Origin of the sequence: Streptomyces sp. NPDC048288 (genome assembly GCF_043201555.1) — a bacterium.
GTDB lineage: Bacteria > Actinomycetota > Actinomycetes > Streptomycetales > Streptomycetaceae > Streptomyces.
This window is the reverse complement of the sequence record NZ_JBICZD010000017.1, coordinates 25,028-46,578: the sequence shown is the minus strand read 5'-3', so window position 1 is coordinate 46,578 and position 21,551 is coordinate 25,028. Positions and strand designations below refer to the sequence as shown.

Below are 21,551 nucleotides of genomic sequence, written 5' to 3'. Positions count from 1 at the left end.
GGTAACACCCCAGGTCAACAACGGTCCCGCACAGTAAGCGCATACCGACCGGCCAGTTGCCGGAAAAGGCCGCGCGCCCCGGATACCTACGAGTAACGTGCGTGCCCCGCTCCCCACCTCTCCCTGCGGTCCGCCGCCACGGACCCGAGCCACGCAAGGAGCACCGGGATGTCCTACGACCCGTCCCCGACCTCCCCACCGCCGTCCCCGCGCGAGCCGTCGTACACCTACCCCTGGCAGCCGCTGCCGCCGGAGCCGCCGCGGCCCCGCCATGTACCGCACCGGGAGCCGGTCGGGCACCACAGCGACCTGCGGGTGCTGCGCGGCGCCTACCGGCTGCAGCGGCGCACCGCGACCCTCACCGCGCTCGGCTACTTCACCCTCTTCCTGGTGCTGTCGGCGTTCGCCCCGTCCGTGATGACCAGCACGGTCGCCGACGGCGTCCCCACCGGCCTGCTCCTCGCGCTCCTCCAACTCCCCGTCACCTGGCTGGCGATCGCCCTGTACGAGCACACCGCGCGCCGCCATGTCGACCCGCTCGCCGACCGCATCCGCAGAACCGCGGAGCTGGACGCCCGGCGGGGGGCCGTACGGTGAGCGGCTTCAGCGGCACCGCGCAGTCCATGTCGCTGGTCGCCTTCACCGTCGTCGCCACCCTCACCCTCCTGCTGTGCGTGCTGACCGGCCCGGACCGCGACGACCTCGCCGAGTTCTACACCGGCTACGGCTCGCTCTCCCCGCTCCGCAACGGCCTCGCGATCGCCGGCGACTACATCTCCGCGGCCACCGTCCTCGGCACCGGCGGGGTGATCGCCCTGTGCGGCTACGACGGTGTCGTGCTCGCCCTCAGCACGGCCCTGTCGCTGATGCTGCTGATGTTCCTGCTGGCCGAACCGCTGCGCAACGCGGGCCGGTTCACCATGGGCGACGCGCTGGCCCGCCGGATGCCCGGCCGGAGCGTGCGGATCGCGGCCTGCGCGGTGACCATCGCCGCGCTGCTGCCGCTGATGCTGGTCCAGCTCGCCGGCGCCGGGCAGCTGATGGCCTTCCTGCTCGGCTTCTCCAACGAGGCCGTGCAGACCGGCTGTGTCGTCGGCCTGGGCGCCCTGATGATCAGCTACGCGGCCATCGGCGGCATGAAGGGCACCGCCCTCATCCAGATCCTGAAGATCGTGATGCTGCTCGGCTCCGGCACGGTCGTCGCCCTGCTGGTCCTGCACCGCTTCGACTGGGACCCGGGCGCCCTGCTCACCGCGGCGGCCCGGGGCAGCGGCGCCGGTCCCGCCTTCCTGCACTCGGGGCTCCAGTTCAGCGGCGGGCCCGCCCCCCGCCTCGACATGATCACCTCGGAGCTGACCATCGTCCTCGGCGGCGCCTGCCTGCCGCACATCACGATGCGCATGTACACCGCCGCCGGCGCCCGCCAGGTACGCCGCTCGATGTCCTGGGCGGTGTCGAGCGTGGCCCTGTTCGTGCTGATCATCAGCGTGATCGGGTTCGGCGCCACCGCCCTGGTCGGCCGGAGCGCGATCGCCGCGGCCGACCCGCAGGGCAACACCGCCTACCTGCTGGGCTCCCGCGCGGCGTTCGGCACCGACGTGTCGACGGCGGAGACCCTGCTCTTCACCACCGTCACCACGGCGATCTTCCTGACCCTGCTCGCCTCCGTCGCCGGCATGATCCTCGCCTGCGCCAACTCCCTCGCCCACGACGTCTTCGCGACCCGCGCCCGGGAGCTGCCGGCCCGCCGCGAGATGACCCTGGCCCGGGCCTCGGCACTCGCCATAGGGGTGCCCACGATCCTGTTGGCGACCCTGGTGCAGCACCACAGCCTGCAGCCCCTGATCACCCTCTCCTTCTGCGTGGGCGCCTCCGCCCTCGCCCCGGCCCTGGTCTACGGCCTCTTCTGGCGCCGCTACACCCGCACCGGCCTGCTGTGCACGCTGCTCGGCGGCACCCTCACCGTGCTGCTGCTGATGCCGGGCACCAACCTGGTCTCGGGCTCGCCGGGCGCCGCCTTCCCGCACGCCGACCTCAACTGGTTCCCCTTCACCACCACCGGCATCGTCTCCATCCCGGCCGGCTTCTTCCTGGGGTGGCTGGGGACGGTGACCTCCGGCCGGCGCCGGGCCGCGGAACAGCGGCGGCAGTACGAGGCGGTGGAGGGCCGCATCCTGGCGGGCGCTACTCCGCCGTCGCGCGTCCCGTCAGGGTCATGAGGCTGTCGCGCATGTGATCCATGTGCGCCTGGACGTCGTCCCAGGTCTCCCCGTGCTCGCGCAGCACCCGCTCGGTCTCCCGCGCGATCCGGTCCTCCCGGACCCGCGCCTCCTCCAGGATCTCGGCGGCCCGCACCCGGGCCGCCTCCTGGTACCGGCGTTCCGAGTCCTCCGCCTCCACCCGGGCCCGCTCCGCCTCGGCCAGCGCCGCCTCCGCGCGGGCGATGCGTTCCGCGTTGTGCGCGTCGACCGCGGCGGCGCTGGCGGCCTCCTCGCGCTCCGCCTCGGCCCAGCGTTCGGCGTGCTCCTTGGCCTGGTCCGCGAGCATCCCGATGGTGCCCTGCCGCACCTCGCGCAGCGCCCCGAGGGCCTCGCCGCGCCGCTCCTTCACCTCCAGGCGGGCGCCGATGCGCAGGTCGTCGGCCTCGGCGCGGGCGGCGAGGAGCAGCTGGCGGGAGCGTTCCTCGGCGTCCGCGCGGAGCGCGTCGGCCCGCTCCCGCACCGCGCGGCACATGCTCTCGGCGCGCTCCTCGACCTCCGCGACCCCTTCCGTCAGCTCCCGCCGGGCGCTGTTGCGGACGGCCGCCGCCTCGTCGAGCACCAGCCGGAACACCCGCTGCGCGCGGTCCCCGAGTGTCTCGTACGTCTGCGGCGGGAGCTCCGCGACGACGACCCGCAACCGCTCGGCCTCCGCGTCCATCTCCTTGGCGAGCACGGTGAGCCGCGCGGCCCGCTCCCACGCGGCGTCCCGGTCCTCCGAGAGCGCCGCCATGAACGTGTCGACCTGCTCGGGGCGGTAACCACGCCCCCGGACGGTCACGAAGCCGTTCGGCGACACCGATGCGCTGCTCACCCTGGAACCCCTCTCCGCAGACCCGCACGAAATGATGATTTCGCGCACATCTTGATGGATAGGGCTTAAGTGTTCATAACGCGACACTCCGCAGAGATGTCACGGCCGAAACACCGCACGGGTCGTTTCCGGAGCGCGGAAGCATCCGGGGGCGCGAAAACTCAGCCGCGCGCCCTGCGGCCGGGCCAGGAAGGGCCGTGGTGTGGCCGATGGCGCGGTCGCGCCGGAACACCTCGAAGATCCCGTGATCGACCGGCGGACGCGCCACTCCGCGCTCGAAGACCACCGGCTCCGCGTCACACCACCCGGCGGCCGACGAGCGCGGCCACTTCGGTGAAGTACGCGCGGAACAGCGGCTCGTCGCCGCGCGGCACCCGGAGCGCCTCCGTGGACGTGTACCCGAAGGCCGCCAAGTCGGTGCCGTACAGGGCGGCGTTCGGGTCCCGTACGACCCCGAAGATCAGCTCGCCCGGCTTGTTCGGCCTCTTGTAGTGCACCAGCACCCCGAGCCGGTGCAGCGGGACCCTGAGCGTGTGCGGCATGCCGCTGCCCCGCAGTGGGAACAGTTCGAACACCCCTCGGTCCACGCGCACATGCAGGTCCTCGTAGTCGAACGTGAGCGGATCCATGCCGGAAAGATACCCCCGCGCACACCGCTCCTCCCCGGGCGTCACAGGTCCGTGGTGAGGACGGCGGGATCGTCGGGCGTGCAGCGGATCGTGACGCCCCGGCCATAGGACTTCGCGTGGTGGGGCAGTCCGTCCGGGCAGTAGGCGGTGACGGCCGTGCCCTCGTGCGTGGTGAAGGCGATGACCGGCGGGTGGCTGCTGGAGGTGAAGCCCTCGCTGTCGGTGCCGGTGTCCGCGAGCACGGCGATGACACGGCCCTGAACAGGGAGGCGGGAGGTCGGCGCGTCGAGACGGCGGTTCACGACGGGTGCGACCTGTGGCAGGTAGAGCGCGGTGACGGCCGTCCAGGGTCCGCCCGCACCGATCGGGGCCCACGGCCAGGACCGGTCGATCGCGGCGAAGACCACCGGGCCGACGTAGATCAGGAAGACGGCGAGGTTCGGCCACCCGAGCCCGCGTCCGCCCTGCGGGAGATCGTGCACGAAGCGGTAGGCATGCGGTCTCCCGCGTGGGTAGCGGACACCGATCTCCCGGCCCGCCCAGGCCGCCTGGATCCTCTCGCCGTGGCCGGTGTCGTTGGTCACGGCGACCTCCTCGCCGCTGGACGGGTCCCGGAACGCGACGACCACGCGCCCCTCGCGGAGCTTCCGTGCCGGGGCTCGCGGACCCGCTCGATCCTCCCCACGACCCGCACCGCCCGCTGCGCCTTCGTCGTCCCGGCCGGTGACCGGGCGTACCCGACCACCGCGACGGTGCCGAACACCGGGCACCACAGCACCAGATGTCCGCGCAGGTCCGTGTGCCTCCTTCTCCTCAGCGAGCCGGGGTGCGCCGCACCACGGTGCCGTCGCCGTCCGCCTCCAGCGAGGCCGTTCCGTCCGGGCCCGTCACGCCGACCCTGACCGTGAGCGAACCCGTGAGACGTTCCACGGTGATCTGCCAGGTCTGCGGGGAACCGACCCCCAGCCCGGTCCTCGCCTCCTCGACCAGGGCGGGAAGACGTTCGTACGGCAGCGAATCCAGGGCGAACGTCGGCGCCTCGGAGCCGGTGGGCGCGTACACGACGGACAGCAGCCGGTCCTGTACGACGACGGTGAGCGCCGCGCGTGCGTCCGTGCCCTTGGTGAGCGCGCCGACGGCCTTGCGCAACTCGCCCTTGTCGAGGAACGACTGGCCCGGGCCGAGGGAGACCGTGCCGGAGGCCGACGACACCACGGTGGTGGACGAGGACGTGGACGAGGACGTGGACGAGGAGGAGCCGGACCCCGCGGAAGCGCCCTCGTCGAACAGCTCGGCGCGGAACCCCAGGACCACACCGGCCGCGGCGAGCAGCAGGGCGACCAGCATGACGAGGCCTACGGCACAACTCTTGGGAGTCTCGCTCACCATGGCCGGACCGGGCGCCGAGTCGAGGCGCGCGTCGGCCACCCGTTCCTCCCACAGCGGTGTCGGCCGTTTCACGATCCTCACCCGCCACGGCCGGTCCGGCGGATACTGGACCACCACGACGGCACCCGGCCGGTAGTCGGCTAGGTCCACGAGGTTGACGTTCTGCGTGAACGCGACCCGGTAGGCCGGTACGTCGTCCGGCGCGACGGTGAGATCGAACCGCACCGCCACATCGCTCGTCGCCTCGCCCCCGACGGCCTCCCGGCTCTCGACCATCGCGAGCGCCATGTGCGGGGCGATCGCCGCCTCCCGGGCCAGCCTCGGCACCCCGGCCAGGAGGACGAGCAGGACGTAGGCGACGGGCAGGACCAAGCCCGCGACGAACAGCGGCGCGCTCTCGATGACGGCACCGACGACGACGGCGGCCAGCGACGCCCCGACGACCCCTCCGGTCAGGATTCCCCGGGCGAGGGCGACGAGGGTGTTGCGCGGGGGCGGGGACACGGTGCCCGTGGTGATCGTCATAGCAGTGATGGTGTCCGGCTCGGGTGACGACCGGTAGATCTCCGGGCGTCCGGCTCGGGGCTCATTTGAGGCCCGAGCGGGCCAGGCCCTCGACGAACCGGCGCTGGGCGACGACGAAGACGACCAGGACCGGCAGGACGGTCATGGTGGCGGCCGCCAGCCGGGTGTTCCACATCTCGCCCCCGCAGGAGTCGGTGAAGCGGGTGAGCGCCCGCGGCAGCGTGAACAGCTCCGGCGAGGTGAGGTACTGGTACAAGTCCCCACAGGCGGACCATGGTTACGACGTCGCCGGCTACCGCGAGATCGACCCCCTGTTCGGCTCGCTCGCCGAGTCCGAGCAGCTCATCTCCGAAGCCCACGCGCACGGCATCCGGATCGTCCCCGACCTCGTCCCCCACCACACCTCCGACCAACACGCCTGGTTCCGGCCGGCGTTGGCCGCAGCCACCGGCAACCCCGAGCGCGAGCGCCACATCTTCCGCCCCGGACGCGGCCCCGACGGCACCACGGCCTCGCCTTGGCTGCCCCAGCCCGCTGACTGGGCACCGTGCACGGTGGAAGCCCAGACCGGCGACCCGACCTCCCTGCTGGAGCTCTACCGCGCCGACCTCCGCCTGCGCCGCGAACATCCCGCCCTCGGCGACGACACCCCCACCGCAGTCATCGCCTTCCGCCGCGGACCCGGCTTGATCTGCCTGGGCTGGCCAGCGGTCCCGTCGAAAACGACCGGCTGGCCCCGGACCAGGCGGCTTGGCTCGCGGTGTAGCAAGCCCCCGGACTGCCAGGGCCTTCACCAGCGCATGACCGCCGATTTACTGCCCGCCGCAGTGCAGTGTTCGAACGAGGTTACCGACCAGCCGCACACAGGCGAGGGACTCGCCCCGGTACGGCGCGAAGTCCGCCCGCCCGTCATGCCCGCGGGGGTGCGGGGCCGGCCGGCCCGGTCACCCGACCGGACCGGCCCCGCACGGCCGTCCTCACTGCCCGCTACGGCACCCCGGCTACAGCAGGCCGTCCCACATCTGCTCCAGCAGCACCGACCACCAGCTCTCCGGCGAACCGAGCGCCGCCGGGTCCAGGGAGGCCAGCTGGGCCTGGAAGTCGACGGTCCAGCGGCCCGCCTGCTCCTGGTTCAGACCGAACCTGAGCCGCCACATCCGGCCCAGCAGCGCCAGGCAGCGCGCGAACTCCGGGAGCCCGGTGTTGACGAACTGCGGCGCCACGGAGGCCCCTCCCGGGCCCGCCTCCACCGGCACGGCCACGATGTTCGCGGTGCCGTACTGCACACAGAGCGCCTTGCCGAAGTCGGTGCCCATGACGAGGTACGACGCCGCGTCCGGCGAGGGCCGCACCCCGCGCTCCTGCGCCAGTTCGGCCAGCGTCGGCACCGGGCGGCCCGGCTGGGCCTGCGCCCAGAAGAACGGCCCCATGTCCAGCGGCAGCCCCGCCGCCACCAGCGTGTGCGCCACGACCGGCGGCACACCCTGCCGGTCCACCGCCGCCTGCTCGAACCGGAACACGCCCGGCCCGAACGCCGCCGCCAGTTCCTGCGCGATCGCCTCCGGCGGGATCGGCGGCGCCGCCTGCACCGGCGGCAGCGGCGCCCGCACCGGCGCGGGACGCGCGGGACCCGCCGCGACCTGGTGCAACTCGCCCTGGTGGGCGAGGAGTTGCCGCATGCCCTGCTGCCGGCTCGCGTGATCCGTCCCGTACGGCGCGATGCTCGCGAGCCGGGCCTGCGGCCACTGCTCCCGGATCATCCGCGCGCAGTAGGCGCCCGGCAGTTCGCAGGACTCCAGCTCCGTGTGCAGCTCCAGCACCTGGTCCGGCGGCACGTTCATGGCGCGCAGCTCGTGGAAGATCTGCCACTCCGGGTGCGGGGTGCCCGGCGCCGAACGCCGGATCAGCTGCTGCTCCGAACCGTCCTGCGCCCGGTAGCGCAGCACCGCCTGGTAGCCGGGGCCCACGGTCGGCTGCCCCTGCTGCGGATACCCGTACGCCGGCGGCTGCTGCCCCGGCACGGGCTGTCCCGGGGGCGGCGGCATCGCACCGGCCGGCATCGACGACGGCGCCTGCGGAGCGCCCGGAGGCATGCCGGGGGCGCCCAGGGCGTGTGGTGCGCCGGGGGCGGACGGGGGCGGGGGCGAGTATCCGCCCGGGACGTTCACCGGCGGCGCCGCCAGCACGGTCTCCGCATGGTGCACCGCCCCGCCCGCACCTCCGGCGGAGGCCTGGGGAGCGCCACGGGGAGTGCCCTGCGGCGCGGGCGCGGGAGGCATACCGGGGGCGCCCGGGGGCTGCGGGGCGCCGGGAGCAGCCGGAGCGCCCGGGTTGCTTGGAGCGCCCGGAGTGCCTGGGGCTTGTGGTGCGCCGGGCGCGAAAGGTGCACCCGGAGCGCCGGGGGTGCTCGGCGGCTGCGGGGCACCCGGAGCGCCCGGGGCCTGTGGTGCGCCAGGCGCGAAACGTGCACCCGGACCGCCGGGAACGCCTGGAGGCTGCGGGCCACCCGGAGCGCCTGGGGCTTGTGGTGCGCCGGAGGCGAAAGGTGCACCCGGAGCGCCGGGGGTGCTCGGCGGCTGCGGGGTACCCGGGGCGGGGGGTACGTGTGGGGCGCTCGGGGCTCCGGGAGGGCCGGGCGGGTTGGGCGTGCCGGGAGCGCCCCCTCCCAGTGCGTTCGGGTCGGCCAGCATCGTGGCCGCGCGATGGGCGTCGCCGGGAGGGGTACCGGGTGGAGTGCCCGGCATGCCGGGCGAGTTGGGGGCGCCCGGCGTCGGTGCCGCGCCCGCCGGACCGTCCGGTCCCTCGGGACCCAGCGAGGACACCATCTGCGTCGGCACATACCCGCCCACCGGCCCACCCGGCGCGGGCGGCTGAGGCGCACCACCGGGGTACGTGCCCGGAGTTCCGGGTGCGCCCGGCGGCGGAGGCGGCGCACCGGCACCGCCACGTGCCCTGCGCGGAGGCGGCGCGGCCCTGCTCGTCGCGGCGTCCGCTATGTCACCCGCGTTCGGCGCGAGCGGCCGACTCGGGGTGGCCGGGGTGGCCGGGGTCGCTGGAGCGGCCGGTGGTTGGGGCGCCTGCGGATAGCCGTACCCCGGAGCACCGGGCCCCTGCGGGTAGCCGTAGGAAGGCGCGGGCGGCTGGGGATACCCGGGCGCGCCCGGGGGAGGCGTGCCCGGAGCCGACGGTGCCTGCGGGTAGCCGTACGACTGGGCACCCGGCGGAGACGGCGGAGGCGTGCTGCCGCCCTGCGGTGTGCCGGGCGCCCCGGGCACCCCCGCCGGCGTCTCCGTGCCGTCCAGCGCGGGGGACACCGCCGTGGGCGGCAGTTGGCTGCCGCCCGCCATCAGTGCCGTCTCGGCGTCGCCCAGGGCGCCGTCGTCGGCGTCGCTCAGCGGGGGCGCGAAGACGGTGGCGGGGAGCGGGACGGAACGGTCGTCACCGGCGTCGGCGTTGGTGTCGGTACCGGCCCAAGGAGTCGCACCGGCGGGCACGTTGAGCGCACCGGCGCTCACGCCCGCGCTCACCCCCGCACCCGCGCCGCCGGAAGCCGCCGGCACCCCCGCCTGTGTCTCGGCGAGCCCGACCGGTGTCTCACCGTCGGCCCCCGCTCGCCGGTCCGGAATACCCAGCTTGTCCGCCGCCTCCTGGAGCCACTCCGGGGGACTCAACAGGAACGACGTCTGGTTGAGGTCGACCCGGGCCGCCGGTGCCGGTACCGCGTCGGCGACCTCGGCCTCACGGCCGTACTCCTCCTCGTACCGGCGGATCACCTCGCCCACCGGCAGCGCCGGCCAGAGCGTGGCCTCGCCGCTGTCGCGGGCGATGACCAGCCGCTGCCCGCCCGCGTCGGAGCGCGGGCCCTCCGCCCGGTCCTCGCCCCACACCACGAACCCGAGGCCGAACTCCCGTACCCGCACCTCACGATGCTGGTACGCGGGCACGTCCCCGTTGACCCATTCCTCCGCGCGCTCCTGCGCCTGCGCGAACGTCACCATGCCGAACTCACTCCCCCGCGCCGGCGGGAACGGCGTGCGCGAAACCGCCGTCCACCATCAGGTTCGCCACCGTCTCCAGCTCCGGCGGGGAGCCCGCCAGCCGCGACAGGAACACGTCGAAGTCCTCACCGCAGGGCAGCAGCAGCCGCTCCACGCGCTCGGCCGGCGACCACGACGGGTCCACGTCGCGCACGTCGTCGTACGCGCAGAACCACACCGAGCCCAGCCGGTCGCCCTTCACCTTCACCGCGACCAGACCGCCCTGGACGAAGGTGACGCCCAGGTAGTCCTTGGTCAGATGGTCGCGCAGGCACTTGTTGACGTACACGAGGTCGTTCACCGCCGCCTCGTCGCGGACCGTGAAGAACGGCTGGTCCAGCAGGAGTCCGAGTTCGGCGTCGAGGGCCGTGCCCACCGGCGCGCAGCCGCCCGCCGCCTTCAGGAACGAGCGGTAGGCGCCCGGCAGCCGGTACCCGAGGTCCTCCTCGACCCCCTGCACCTGCGACTCCGTCACCGCCAGACCCGACTTCGGCAACCCGAAGTGCGCCGGACGCGTCTCCTGCAGCGGCCGGGTCCCGCGCTTGCCCTGGTCGACCCGTGTCGTCGCCACCCCGCCGTGGTGCCGCAGCAGCGCCTTCACCTCGACCGGGACCAGCTCCAGCCGGCGCGAGCCCACCACGTGGTGCCAGGTCCAGCCGTGCGGGGTCGCCACCGCCGGCACCGTGTCCCACAGCTCATGGCCGGAGGCCGCCTGCACCGCGTTCGCGGACACGAAGTCCGTCAGCCGCAACTCGTCGACGCCGAAACCCTCCGGCGGGTCGGCGATCTCCGCCGCCGCACGCGCGTAGGGCGAGAAGTCGGGGTAGCCGCGCTCATCGACACGTACCCCTCTCGGGTGACGTGCCGCCCGGACCGGATCCGGGAAATGCACGACCTGCCCGGCGTAGGCCACGTTCGGCGGCGCGGCCTGCCCGAGCCGACCTGTCGTCATGACGGTTGCCCCCTGCGGCACTCTGTACGAACCGGTACCACACCCCTGCGGCGCGCCACGGCCCGTATCCGGCTGTCTCTCCCACGTCCCAGACGCGTCGACCGCGCCCATCGCGGTGCCGACAGCCTATGCGGTACGCGAACCCCGGTCATCGGCCCTCCGGTTCCGTGACCAGCCGTCACCCCGCCGTGACAGCGTGCCCAAACCCGGGCGTGTCGCACCGCCCCAGCTACCGCACCCGCCACGGGATTTGGCAGTCTGTGACTTTCGGGGGGATGCCCGGGAGGGGAAGACGATCATGAACGGCACACAGACGGGACCGCACACCGCCATGTCCGGCGCAGGCCACGGCGCCTTCAACGGCGACCCCCGCATCGGCTGGAGCAGCACCGACATACCTCCCGTGCCCACCCTCCAGCACCGCCGCGACGGCATTCTGCCCACCGTCGCCGCCGCCCTCTCGGTCCGCGGCGCCACCCTCACCGGCACCGCCGCCCGCGGCGACCAGCCGCCCCCGCTGCACCCGCTGGTCCAGGAGTTCCTCGACACCCTGCCCAGCGGGCAGCGCGACCGCTTCACCGGCCGCTGCGCCGAGGCCATCCTCATCTCCCGGCACATCAGCGCCGCGGACGGCGCCCGCAGCAAACGCGCCCTGCGCAAACCCATGACCAACGGCGAGGCCCGCAGGGCCCTCAAGCAGGCCAAGCTCACCGCCCGCCGCATACGTGAGGACGGCGACCCCCTGCACGGCAGCTTCGCCGCCCCCTGCCGGGCCTGTGCCGCGCTCACCGCCCACTTCGGGGTCCGCGTCGTCGACCCCACCGCCACCGACGACTGACGCACCCCGCGCCCCGGCCCCACGGCACACACCCGCACCCGCACCACACACGAACGAAGGGCAGATGCACCCCGACCGCACCACGACCACGCGCTTCTCCGTGCCCGTCGACGCCGCGCTGCGCGCCGCCGGCTGGCAGCCCGGACGCTGGGACATAAAGCAGGCCGAGGTCTGGGCCGACACCCTGCGCGAGCACACCTCGCCCGCCGGGCACCGGCACGCCGTGTTCCCGGCCGCCGTGGAGGCCTGGGCCGAGTTCGGGGGCCTGCGGATCACCCCCGGCGGTCCCGGCCGTCAGATCGCCCCCGCCGCCCTCCATCTCGACCCCCTGCACGGCCTCCATCTCGCCCGCACCCTCGGCGACCTCGGACGCGCCCTGCACACCGAGATCTGCCCGCTGGGCGCGGAGACCGACACCCACTCCCTGCTCGCCATCGACGCCGAGGGCCGGGTCTACACCCTCGACCACACCGGCGACTGGTACGTCGGCCCCGACATCGACCACGCGCTCACCACACTCATCGCGGGCGTCGAACCCCAGCGGCTGACCACACACAGCTGACCACGCACGCGTGACGACCCACGCGTGACGACCCACAGCCGACCACGCGTAGCTGACCATCCACGCGCGACGACCCACGCCTGACCGAACCGGCTGACCATCCACGCGCGACGACCCACGGCTGACCGACCAGCGGCCCACGCCCGACCGAAACGACGGCCCACGCCCGACCGGACCGGCCTTCAGGCCGCCGGGATCACCGCCGACACCCGGAAACCCCCGGCGTCCGTCGGCCCCGACACGAACACCCCGCCGAGCCCCAGCACCCGCTCACGCATCCCCACCAGACCGTTCCCGCCCGACGGCAGCCCCGCCGAGGCGGCCGAGGCGGGCTCCGGCGGCGGTTCGTTCTCCACCTGCATGGCGATCTCCGCCACCCGGTGCGCCAGCCGTACGTGCGTCTTCGCGCCCGCCGCGTGCTTGTGCACGTTCGTCAGCGCCTCCTGCACCACCCGGAACGCGGTCTGCTCGATCTCCACCGTGTACGAGCGGATCTCCCCCTCCACCGACAGGTCCACCACCATCCCGGCCGCCGCCGACTGCCCGATCAGCACCTCCAGCTCCGACAGCCAGGGCCCGTCGTCCTCGACCACCCGCGAGGCGGCCGCCGCGGCCGCCGCCCCGACCGCCGCCAACGGCACCGCCGCGGACGCCGGAGCGGACGCCGAGGCCGGGGCCGTACGACCGGGTATCCCCTCGCCCGAGCGCAGCACGCCCAGCATCTCGCGCAGTTCCGTCAGCGCCTGCCGCCCCATGTCGCCGACGAGCGCCGCGTTGCGCACCGCCTTCTCCGGGTCCTTGCGCGCCACCGCCTGCAGCGCCGCCGCGTGCACCACCATCAGGGACACCCGGTGCGCCACGACGTCGTGCATCTCCCGCGCGATCCGGGTCCGTTCCTCACCCCGCGCCCACTCGGCGCGTTCCTCGGCCCGCTCCGCGAGCAGCTGGAGTTCCCGCTCCAGGCTGTCCGCCCGCTCCCGCAGGCTCTCCATCAGCCGGCGCCGCGCCCCCACGTACAGGCCGAGCAGCACCGGCGGGGCGGTCAGCCCCAGCGAGGTGGTCACCGCCGCGAAGGGCACGAACCAGTCGCCGAGCGTCAGATCGCCGCGGGCCATGTCCTGCTTCACCCGCACGAAGGTCACGATCAGCATCCCGACCAGCGACATGCCCGCCAGCGCCACGATGATCCGGCGCGGCAGCTCCGCCGCGGCCAGCGTGTACAGGCCGACGATGCCCATCAGGAAGCCCATCTGGGCCGGCGTGATCGCGATCGAGACCAGGACGACGGCGATCGGCCACTTGCGCCGCAGCAGGAGCACGGATCCGGCCAGCAGCCCGAACACGATCCCCGCCGACAGCGGGACCCCCGCGTCCCGCGCGAACGGGATCCCCTCCGCTCCGCACTCCAGCGCCGACACCAGGGCGAGCGCCCCGTCCAGAACCGCACTGCGCCACCGCGACCACCACCACGGCCCGGTCAAGGCCGTCGCGTGGTCTGCCCCCGTCGTGGTCATGCGTCCAGCCTACGGGCGTGGGGGCGGGCTTTTCCGGTGAGTTTCGTCTACTGGCCTACACCACACTCCGTAACCGAACAGCACCGAAACCCACCGGTATCCCTCGAACTGCCGAACCCCGCACGTTCGACCCCGGAATCGGCCATTCCACTCGGGAGTCCCGGGAGTTGGGAGGGAAGGGGACGCGGCGGCCGCCGTCCCGCTGTGTACGGATCTGTACCGTCGCATCGAGGGCACCCGGTACGGCATAGTAGGGAGCGCCACTCGACGGCCTGGCAGAATGTCCGGTTCCGTCGATCTTATTCCCCCGTGGTGTAATTGGCAGCACCGTGGCTTTTGGTGCCATTTGTCCGGGTTCGAGTCCTGGCGGGGGAGCAACACCCGGTCCGGGCCCTGACAGCACCGTCAGGGCCCGCTCCCATGTCCCCCACGAAACGCCCCGGTATCCTGCGGATGTCACCCCCACCATCCAAAAGCCGAAGGGCAACTCCGTGAGCGCCATTCGCCCGGCAGCCGTCGTCGTTCTCGCAGCGGGTGAGGGCACCCGTATGAAGTCGGCCACACCCAAGGTCCTGCACGACATCTGTGGCCGTTCCCTGGTGGGTCATGTGCTCGCCGCCTCCCGTGAGTTGGACCCCGAGAACCTGGTCGTCGTCGTCGGGCACGCGCGGGAGCAGGTCGCCGCGCATCTCGGTGAGGTCGACGCCGACGTCCGTACCGCCGTTCAGGAGCAGCAGAACGGCACCGGGCACGCCGTGCGGATGGCGCTGGAGGAGCTGGGCGGCGCGGTCGACGGCACCGTGGTCGTGGTCTGCGGGGACACCCCGCTGCTGACGGGGGAGACGCTGACGGCGCTCGCCGGGACGCATCACGCCGACGGCAACGCCGTGACCGTGCTGACGGCGGAGGTCCCGGACGCGACGGGGTACGGCCGGATCGTGCGCGACGGCGCCTCGGGGACCGTGACGGCCATCGTCGAGCACAAGGACGCCTCCGCGGAGCAGCGGGCGATCCGGGAGATCAACTCAGGTGTGTTCGCCTTCGACGGGCAGCTGCTCTCGGACGCGCTGGGCAAGGTGCGGACCGACAACAGCCAGGGCGAGGAGTACCTGACCGACGTGCTCGGCATCCTGCGGGAGGCCGGGCACCGGGTGGGGGCCTCGGTGGCCGTCGACCACCGGGAGATCGCCGGCATCAACAACCGGGTGCAGCTGGCGGAGGCCCGCCGGATCCTCAACGACCGGCTGCTGGAGCGGGCCATGCTCGCCGGCGTGACGGTCGTGGACCCGGCGACGACCTGGATCGACGTGACGGTGACGTTCGAGCAGGACGCCGTGGTGCACCCGGCGACGCAGCTGCACGGCGCCACGCATCTGGGGCAGGGCGCGGAGGTCGGGCCGAACAGCCGGCTGAAGGACACCCGGGTCGGCGCCGGGGCGCGGGTCGACAACACGGTGGCTGATTCCGCCCATATCGGTCCGGACGCGACCGTGGGACCGTATGCCTACCTGCGGCCGGGGACCCGGCTGGGGGCGAAGGGCAAGATCGGCACGTACGTCGAGACGAAGAACGCCACGATCGGGGAGGGGACGAAGGTTCCGCACCTCTCCTACGTGGGCGACGCGACCATCGGCGACTACTCGAACATCGGTGCGGCCAGCGTGTTCGTGAACTACGACGGCGAGAACAAGCACCACACCACCGTCGGGTCGCACTGCAAGACGGGTTCGGACAACATGTTTGTGGCGCCTGTCACGGTCGGGGACGGTGCGTACACCGCCGCCGGGTCCGTGATCACGAAGGATGTGCCGCCCGGTTCGCTGGCCGTGGCCCGCGGTCAGCAGCGGAATATCGAGGGTTGGGTGGCCCGGAAGCGTCCGGGGAGCGCGGCGGCGAAGGCCGCCGAGGCGGCGTCCCGGCAGGGCGCGAGCGAGGACTGACCGGAAACAGGTGCGCCGAAGACGTCGTACCGTGATAAGTGCACACCCGCACCTAACCAGCTGATTCGGCCTCTCGCGCCCAGCCGAGAGGTCGCTGGACAGCCTGCTGTACGGCTGACACACCTCTGAGGAGACAGTGCTGTGACCGGGATCAAGACGACCGGCGAGAAGAAGATGATGTTCTTCTCCGGCCGCGCCCACCCCGAGCTTGCCGAGGAGGTCGCCCACCAGCTGGGTGTCGGGGTCGTCCCGACGAAGGCCTTCGACTTCGCGAACGGCGAGATCTACGTCCGGTACCAGGAGTCGGCGCGTGGAGCCGACTGCTTCGTGATCCAGAGCCACACGGCTCCGATCAACCAGTGGATCATGGAGCAGCTGATCATGATCGACGCGCTGAAGCGCGCGTCGGCACGCTCCATCACCGTCATCGTGCCGTTCTACGGTTACGCGCGGCAGGACAAGAAGCACCGGGGCCGTGAACCGATCTCGGCGCGCCTCATCGCCGACCTGATGAAGACGGCGGGCGCGGACCGGATTCTCACGGTCGACCTGCACACGGACCAGATCCAGGGCTTCTTCGACGGCCCGGTCGACCACCTGTTCGCCCTTGCGCTGCTCGCGGACTACGTGGGCAACAAGGTGGACAAGGACAAGCTGACGATCGTCTCCCCGGACGCCGGCCGGGTGCGGGTGGCCGACCGGTGGTGCGACCGGCTGGGCGCGCCGCTGGCGATCGTGCACAAGCGGCGCGACAAGGACGTGGCGAACCAGGTGACCGTCCACGAGGTCGTGGGTGAGGTCAAGGGGCGCGTGTGTGTCCTGGTCGACGACATGATCGACACCGGTGGCACCATCTGCGCGGCGGCCGACGCGCTGTTCGCGCACGGCGCCGAGGACGTCATCGTGACCGCCACGCACGGTGTGCTCTCCGGCCCCGCGGCGGACCGGCTGAAGAACTCCCGGGTGAGCGAGTTCGTGCTGACGAACACGCTGCCGACGCCGGGTGAGCTGAGCCGCGACCTGGACAAGATCACGGTGCTGTCGATCGCGCCGACCATCGCGAGCGCGGTGCGCGAGGTGTTCGAGGACGGTTCGGTGACGAGCCTCTTCGACGAGCAGTGAGCTGTAAAAACGCTTCTGCATGATCGCCCCGCGCCCGGCGGGCGCTGATCGATTTCTCCGTGGCCTCCCGCGCCGAGTAGACTTCTCAAGTTGCTCGGCGAGGGAGGCCACGCCTCCGTTATCGACGCGCTCTTCGTAGCAGGCCGTTCGTGGCCGGGTGACCACGTCCGCTTCTACCTCTACGAGGAGTGATCACATGGCTGAGGTCAAGATCGCCGCCGAGTCGCGCACCGAGTTCGGCAAGGGTGCCGCGCGCCGTATCCGCCGTGACAGCAAGGTCCCCGGTGTCCTGTACGGCCACGGCTCGGACCCGCTGCACCTCACCCTCCCGGGCCACGAGCTGCTGCTCGCGCTGCGCACGCCGAACGTCCTGATCTCCCTGGACATCGACGGCAAGACCAACGAGCTGGCGATCCCGAAGTCCGTGCAGCGCGACCCGATCAAGGGCTACCTGGAGCACGTCGACCTGCTGCTGGTCAAGCGCGGCGAGAAGGTCACGGTCGAGATCCCGGTGCACACCGAGGGCGAGCTGGCCCCCGGCGGCTACCTGCTGGAGCACGTGCTCAACGCGCTTCCGGTCGAGGCCGAGGCCACCCACATCCCCCAGGCCGTCACCGTCTCGGTCGAGGGCCTGGAGGCCGGCGCCTCCGTCCTCGCCAAGGACATCACCCTGCCGTCCGGCGTGACCCTGGCCGTCGAGGAGGACACCGTCGTCCTCCAGGTCCTGGCCGCGCAGGCCGAGGAGGCCCCGGAGGGCGAGGCCGCCGAGGGCGACGAGGCCGCGGAGGCCTGATCCTCACCTTCGTTTCATCGTTCGTCAGCCGCTGCTTCCTCCCGGGAGCGGCGGCTGGCGCGTATCAAGGAGACATGGACGTGACCACCCCCGCAGGCGGCTCCCCCGCCAACGCCCCCTGGCTGATCGTCGGTCTCGGCAACCCCGGGCCCGAGTACGCGGCGAACCGGCACAACGTCGGTTTCATGGTCGTGGACCTGCTCGCCGGGCGGATCGGCGGGAAGTTCAAGCGGGCCGGGAAGGCGCAGGCACAGGTCGTGGAGGGGCGGATCGGGGCGCCCGGACCGGCGAACCGGCGGGTGATCCTGGCCAAGCCGATGTCGTTCATGAACCTCTCCGGCGGGCCGGTGAACGCGCTGCGGGACTTCTACAAGGTGCCGCTCGCGGGCGTCCTCGCGATCCATGACGAGCTGGACATCGACTACGGCGTCCTCCGGCTGAAGCTGGGCGGCGGGGACAACGGGCACAACGGGCTGAAGTCGATGACGAAGGCGATGGGCCCCGACTACCACCGGGTGCGGTTCGGGATCGGGCGCCCTCCGGGCCGGATGCAGGTCGCCGACTTCGTGCTGAAGGACTTCTCCTCGACCGAGCGCAAGGAACTGGACTACTTCGTGGACCGGGCGGCCGACGCGGTGGAGGCGCTGGTGACCGAGGGTCTGGAGCGGGCGCAAAGCACGTACAACTCCTGACTTGTCACCTGCTCGTACCCTGCCTGTCCCCCACGGCAGTTGACCGACCGTAGGGAAATGGCCAATGATCCCGGCCATGCCTGCTGCCTCCGCCGCCTCCTCCCGTACGGCTCCGGTCGACGCGCTGCGTGTCGTGTCGATGGGCGCGGTCGCCGTGCTGATCCTCGTCGCCGGGGTGTGGGGGTCCTGGGGCACGGCGCAGCACGTGATGCTGACCAAGGGCAAGGAGCGGGGCACGATCGAGGTGTCCGCGTGCGGTGCGGACACCTGCACGGGCCCGTTCACACCGGTCTCGGCCGGGGCGTCGAAGCGCGCCAGTGTCGTCATCGACAAGTCGGTCGCGGTGCGCAAGGGGCAGACCTACGACGTGATCGTGAAGCCCGGCACCGACGAGGTGGTCCGGTCGGGCCCCGCCGGGGTCCTGTACTCCTGGGTGCCGCTGGGCGGCGCGCTGCTGCTGGCGTCGGTGGTGGTGGCCGGCGGGCTGCGGCTGACGCGGGTGGCGTGGATCCTCGGCGGTACCGGGATCGCGCTGCTCACCGCGGCGTTCGCCGCCCTGCAGTGAGACGACGGGTGCCCCCGGGGTGTACGACCCCGGGGGCACCGCCGTGCTGAGAACGGTCAGCCGGTGTTGCGCAGGCCCGCCGCCACACCGTTGACGGTGAGCAGCAGGGCGCGGGCGAGCAGCGGGTCGGGTTCGGTGCCCGCCGCCGCGGCGTCGCGCTGGCGCTTGAGCAGGGTGACCTGGAGGTAGGAGATCGGGTCCAGGTAGGCGTCCCGGATGGTGAAGGTCTGCTTCAGGGCCGGGGTGGCGTCCAGCAGTTCGGACTCGCCGGTGATCTTGAGGACCTCGGCGACGGTCAGCGCGTGCTCCTCGCGGATCGTGTCGAAGACGTGCTTGAGCTCGTCGGGGACGAGGGTGTCCACGTAGTGCTGGGCGATCCGCAGGTCCGTCTTGGCGAGGGTCATCTCGACGTTGGAGATGAAGTTGCGGAAGAAGTGCCACTGTTCGTGCATCTCGTCCAGGACGCCCTCTCCTCCCAATGTCGCCGTCAGACCCGCCTCGCGCAGCGCCTTCAGGCCGGAGCCGACGCCGAACCAGCCGGGGACGATCTGCCGGGACTGGGTCCAGCCGAACACCCAGGGGATGGCCCGCAGCCCGTCGAGCGAGACGCCGGAGCCGGGGCGGCGGGAGGGCCGGGAGCCCAGGTGCAGGTCGGCGAGCTGGTCCACCGGCGTCGACGCGAGGAAGTACGTCGGCAGGTCCGGGTCCTCCACCAGACGGCGGTAGGCGGCGTGGGCCGCGTCCGAGACCACGTCCATCGCCGCGTCCCAGCGGGCCAGCGACTCCACCGACTGGCGGGGGGAGGTGTGCAGGGCCGAGGCCTGCAGCGTGGCCGCGACCGTCAGCTCCAGGTTCTCCCTGGCCAGGGACGGGATGAGGTACTTGTCGGAGATGACCTCGCCCTGCTCGGTCACCTTGATCTCGCCCTCCAGGGTGCCCCAGGGCTGGGCGAGGATGGCGTCGTGGGAGGGGCCGCCGCCGCGGCCGACGGTGCCGCCGCGGCCGTGGAAGAGGCGCAGGCGGACGCCGTAGCGGTGGGCGACGTCGCGCAGCCGGCGCTGGGCGCGGTGGATCTCCCACTGGCTGGTGGTGATGCCGCCGAACTTGGAGGAGTCGGAGTAGCCGAGCATGACCTCCTGGACGTCCCCGCGCAGCGCCACCAGACGGCGGTAGGACGGGTCGGAGAGCATGTCCTCCAGGATGGTGTCGGCGGCCTTGAGCTCGTCGGTGGTCTCCAGGAGCGGCACGATGCCGACCTTGGCCCAGCCGGCGTGCAGGTCGACCAGGCCGGCCTCACGGGCGAGGACGGCGGCGGCGAAGACGTCGTCGGCGCCCTGGCACATGGAGATGATGTAGGACTCGATGACCTCGGGTCCGAAGACCTCCAGGGCCTTCTTCACGGTCTGGAAGACGCCCAGGGTCTTCTCGCCCGCCGCGTCCACCGGCGCCGGCGTCGGCGCGAGCGGACGGCGCGAGCGCAGTTCCTTCGCGAGGAGCTTGGCGCGGTACTCGCGGGGCATGTCGGTGTAGCGCCAGGACTCCTCGCCGAGGCGGTCGAAGAGCTGGCCGAGAGCGTGGTGGTGGGCGTCGGCGTGCTCGCGGACGTCCATGGTGGCGAGCTGGAGGCCGAACGCGGCCAGCGTGCGGATCGTACGGGCCAGGCGGCCGTCGGCGAACAGGCCGCCGCGGTGCTCGCGCAGGGAGGCCTGGATCAGGCGCAGGTCGCTGAGGAGTTCGGCGGTGCCGAGGTAGTCGTGGCCGGGCTCGTGCGGGGTGCCCTTGGCCAGGCGCTGCTTGGTGTTGGTCAGCTTCTGCCGGATGCAGGTGGCCTTGAGCCGGTACGGCTCCTCGGCGTTGAGGCGCTTGTAGCGGGGGCTGATCTCGGGGAGGAGCTCCAGGTCCGCGCGGAGGGACTCCAGGAGTTCCTCGGTGGCGCCCGTGTAGCGGATGGAGTTGGAGAGCAGGCCGCGCAGCTCGTCGATGGTCTGCAGGGCGTCGTTGATGCCGTGCTCGTGCTGGAGGATCAGGACGTCCCAGGTGACCTGGGGGGTGACGTTGGGGTTGCCGTCGCGGTCGCCGCCGATCCAGGTGCCGAAGGTGAGGGGGCGGGTGTCGTCGGGGAGCCTCACCCCGACCCGCTCCAGCTCGGCGGTCAGGTCCTCCAGGACGTCTCCGACCGCGTCGGCGTGCAGCTCGTCCAGGTAGTAGATGGCGTTGCGGGCCTCGTCGGCGGGCTCCGGGCGGACCACGCGCAGCTCGTCGGTCTGCCAGACCAGGTCGATGTTCTCCGCGAGGCGGATGTCGTGGCGGCGGCGGTCGGACTCGATGACGGGCGTGTCCAGGAGCGCGGCGATGCGCCGGAGCTTGTTCAGGACGGAGCGGCGCGCGGCCTCGGTGGGGTGGGCCGTGAACACCGGGCGGACGTTGAGGTTCTGGACGCTCTGGCGCAGGTGGTCGGGGTCGGCGTCCTTCAGCCGGTCCGCGGTGCGGGCCAGCAGGCCGCCCTCGGCGGCGCGGCGGGCGCGCAGTTCCCGGCCGCGGTGGACCTGCTCGGTGACGTTGGCGAGGTGGAAGTAGGTGGAGAAGGCGCGGACCAGCTTGGCGGCGGTCTCCAGTTCGGTGCCGCGCAGCAGGTCGGCGGCGGCCTCGCCGTCCTCGCGGGTCAGGCGGCGGACCCGCTCGACGAGTTCCAGCAGCTCGGGACCCTCCTGCCGGACGAGGGTCTCGCCGAGGAGGTCACCCAGTCGGCGGATGTCGGCGCGCAGCTCACTGCTGGTCGTGGTGGTCTGGTCGTCGGCACTGCTCACAGGTGCGGCTCCTTGCAGTGGTGAAGCTCGTCTGGAGGGGAACCCGGCCGTCGGCCGCGCGCTGGCGTGCGTGCCCCGCATACGGGCCGGACATCCGGGAAGGAAACAGAGCGG

General features: G+C 72.6%; 18 protein-coding genes, 1 tRNA gene and 1 pseudogene. 11 read left to right on the top strand and 9 right to left on the bottom strand.

What is annotated here, in order from left to right; genetic code table 11:
- Window positions 1-168: 168 nt before the first annotated feature.
- Both ACGFZS_RS43240 and ACGFZS_RS43235 read left to right on the top strand, forming a co-directional pair.
- Complete coding sequence (locus ACGFZS_RS43240; protein ID WP_359212862.1) at window positions 169-597, top strand: DUF485 domain-containing protein; 429 nt, start codon at window positions 169-171, stop codon at window positions 595-597.
- Between the two features lie 26 nt (window positions 598-623).
- On the top strand, window positions 624-2,219 hold the full coding sequence (locus ACGFZS_RS43235; RefSeq protein ID WP_393799831.1) for a cation acetate symporter: 1,596 nt from the start codon (window positions 624-626) through the stop codon (window positions 2,217-2,219).
- Here ACGFZS_RS43235 and ACGFZS_RS43230 read toward each other — a convergent pair.
- The 5 genes from ACGFZS_RS43230 to ACGFZS_RS43210 form a co-directional block, all read right to left on the bottom strand.
- On the bottom strand, window positions 2,185-3,072 hold the full coding sequence (locus ACGFZS_RS43230; protein ID WP_393799742.1) for a cellulose-binding protein: 888 nt from the start codon (window positions 3,070-3,072) through the stop codon (window positions 2,185-2,187). The two genes, ACGFZS_RS43235 and ACGFZS_RS43230, sit on opposite strands and share 35 nt — an antisense overlap.
- Before the next feature lie 296 nt (window positions 3,073-3,368).
- Complete coding sequence (locus ACGFZS_RS43225; protein WP_393799741.1) at window positions 3,369-3,701, bottom strand: hypothetical protein; 333 nt, start codon at window positions 3,699-3,701, stop codon at window positions 3,369-3,371.
- A gap of 41 nt (window positions 3,702-3,742) precedes the next feature.
- Window positions 3,743-4,285: a DUF3592 domain-containing protein gene (locus ACGFZS_RS43220; RefSeq protein ID WP_393799740.1), complete on the bottom strand. Its 543-nt coding sequence runs from the start codon at window positions 4,283-4,285 to the stop codon at window positions 3,743-3,745.
- A 229-nt stretch (window positions 4,286-4,514) separates the two neighbouring features.
- Complete coding sequence (locus ACGFZS_RS43215) at window positions 4,515-5,615, bottom strand: hypothetical protein (RefSeq protein ID WP_393799739.1); 1,101 nt, start codon at window positions 5,613-5,615, stop codon at window positions 4,515-4,517.
- Window positions 5,616-5,676: 61 nt separating this feature from the next.
- Window positions 5,677-5,871: a hypothetical protein gene (locus tag ACGFZS_RS43210; protein ID WP_393799738.1), complete on the bottom strand. Its 195-nt coding sequence runs from the start codon at window positions 5,869-5,871 to the stop codon at window positions 5,677-5,679.
- On the opposite strand from ACGFZS_RS43210, the pseudogene ACGFZS_RS43205 reads away from it, so the two are divergent.
- A pseudogene (locus ACGFZS_RS43205) lies at window positions 5,864-6,158 on the top strand (alpha-amylase family glycosyl hydrolase); the annotation flags it as partial. The gene ACGFZS_RS43210 and the pseudogene ACGFZS_RS43205 sit on opposite strands and share 8 nt — an antisense overlap.
- Window positions 6,159-6,616: 458 nt before the next feature.
- Here ACGFZS_RS43205 and ACGFZS_RS43200 read toward each other — a convergent pair.
- Together ACGFZS_RS43200 and ACGFZS_RS43195 are read right to left on the bottom strand one after the other, a co-directional pair.
- Window positions 6,617-9,613 carry an SUKH-4 family immunity protein gene (locus tag ACGFZS_RS43200; RefSeq protein WP_393799737.1) on the bottom strand — a complete coding sequence of 999 codons (2,997 nt, stop codon included), beginning with the start codon at window positions 9,611-9,613 and terminating at the stop codon, window positions 6,617-6,619.
- A 7-nt stretch (window positions 9,614-9,620) separates the two neighbouring features.
- Window positions 9,621-10,604 (bottom strand): HNH endonuclease, encoded by a 984-nt coding sequence (locus ACGFZS_RS43195; RefSeq protein WP_355716192.1) that lies wholly within the window; start codon window positions 10,602-10,604, stop codon window positions 9,621-9,623.
- A 298-nt stretch (window positions 10,605-10,902) separates the two neighbouring features.
- On the opposite strand from ACGFZS_RS43195, the gene ACGFZS_RS43190 reads away from it, so the two are divergent.
- A complete protein-coding gene (locus ACGFZS_RS43190; RefSeq protein WP_393799736.1) occupies window positions 10,903-11,442 on the top strand; it encodes a YwqJ-related putative deaminase in 540 nt (179 codons plus the stop codon).
- 64 nt (window positions 11,443-11,506) lie between these two features.
- Window positions 11,507-12,004 carry an SUKH-3 domain-containing protein gene (locus tag ACGFZS_RS43185; protein WP_393799735.1) on the top strand — a complete coding sequence of 166 codons (498 nt, stop codon included), beginning with the start codon at window positions 11,507-11,509 and terminating at the stop codon, window positions 12,002-12,004.
- 182 nt (window positions 12,005-12,186) lie between these two features.
- Here ACGFZS_RS43185 and ACGFZS_RS43180 read toward each other — a convergent pair whose 3' ends face one another.
- Window positions 12,187-13,518 (bottom strand): sensor histidine kinase, encoded by a 1,332-nt coding sequence (locus ACGFZS_RS43180; protein ID WP_393664619.1) that lies wholly within the window; start codon window positions 13,516-13,518, stop codon window positions 12,187-12,189.
- Between the two features lie 303 nt (window positions 13,519-13,821).
- Between ACGFZS_RS43180 and ACGFZS_RS43175 the strand changes: the two genes are divergently transcribed.
- The 6 genes from ACGFZS_RS43175 (at window position 13,822) to ACGFZS_RS43150 (ending at window position 18,630) form a co-directional block, all read left to right on the top strand.
- Window positions 13,822-13,893, top strand: a tRNA-Gln gene (locus ACGFZS_RS43175).
- 116 nt (window positions 13,894-14,009) lie between these two features.
- Window positions 14,010-15,458: a bifunctional UDP-N-acetylglucosamine diphosphorylase/glucosamine-1-phosphate N-acetyltransferase GlmU gene (glmU, locus tag ACGFZS_RS43170; RefSeq protein ID WP_393799734.1), complete on the top strand. Its 1,449-nt coding sequence runs from the start codon at window positions 14,010-14,012 to the stop codon at window positions 15,456-15,458.
- A gap of 141 nt (window positions 15,459-15,599) precedes the next feature.
- A complete protein-coding gene (locus ACGFZS_RS43165; RefSeq protein ID WP_393664623.1) occupies window positions 15,600-16,580 on the top strand; it encodes a ribose-phosphate diphosphokinase in 981 nt (326 codons plus the stop codon).
- Window positions 16,581-16,776: 196 nt separating this feature from the next.
- Window positions 16,777-17,373, top strand: a complete 597-nt coding sequence (locus ACGFZS_RS43160; RefSeq protein WP_393799733.1) for a 50S ribosomal protein L25/general stress protein Ctc — start codon at window positions 16,777-16,779, stop codon at window positions 17,371-17,373.
- A gap of 74 nt (window positions 17,374-17,447) precedes the next feature.
- Window positions 17,448-18,065, top strand: a complete 618-nt coding sequence (pth, locus tag ACGFZS_RS43155) for an aminoacyl-tRNA hydrolase (protein ID WP_393799732.1) — start codon at window positions 17,448-17,450, stop codon at window positions 18,063-18,065.
- 64 nt (window positions 18,066-18,129) lie between these two features.
- A complete protein-coding gene (locus ACGFZS_RS43150) occupies window positions 18,130-18,630 on the top strand; it encodes a hypothetical protein (RefSeq protein WP_365694021.1) in 501 nt (166 codons plus the stop codon).
- A 56-nt stretch (window positions 18,631-18,686) separates the two neighbouring features.
- On the opposite strand, the gene ppc is transcribed toward ACGFZS_RS43150, so the two are convergent.
- A complete protein-coding gene (gene ppc, locus ACGFZS_RS43145; RefSeq protein WP_393799731.1) occupies window positions 18,687-21,437 on the bottom strand; it encodes a phosphoenolpyruvate carboxylase in 2,751 nt (916 codons plus the stop codon).
- Between the last annotated feature and the right edge of the window lie 114 nt (window positions 21,438-21,551).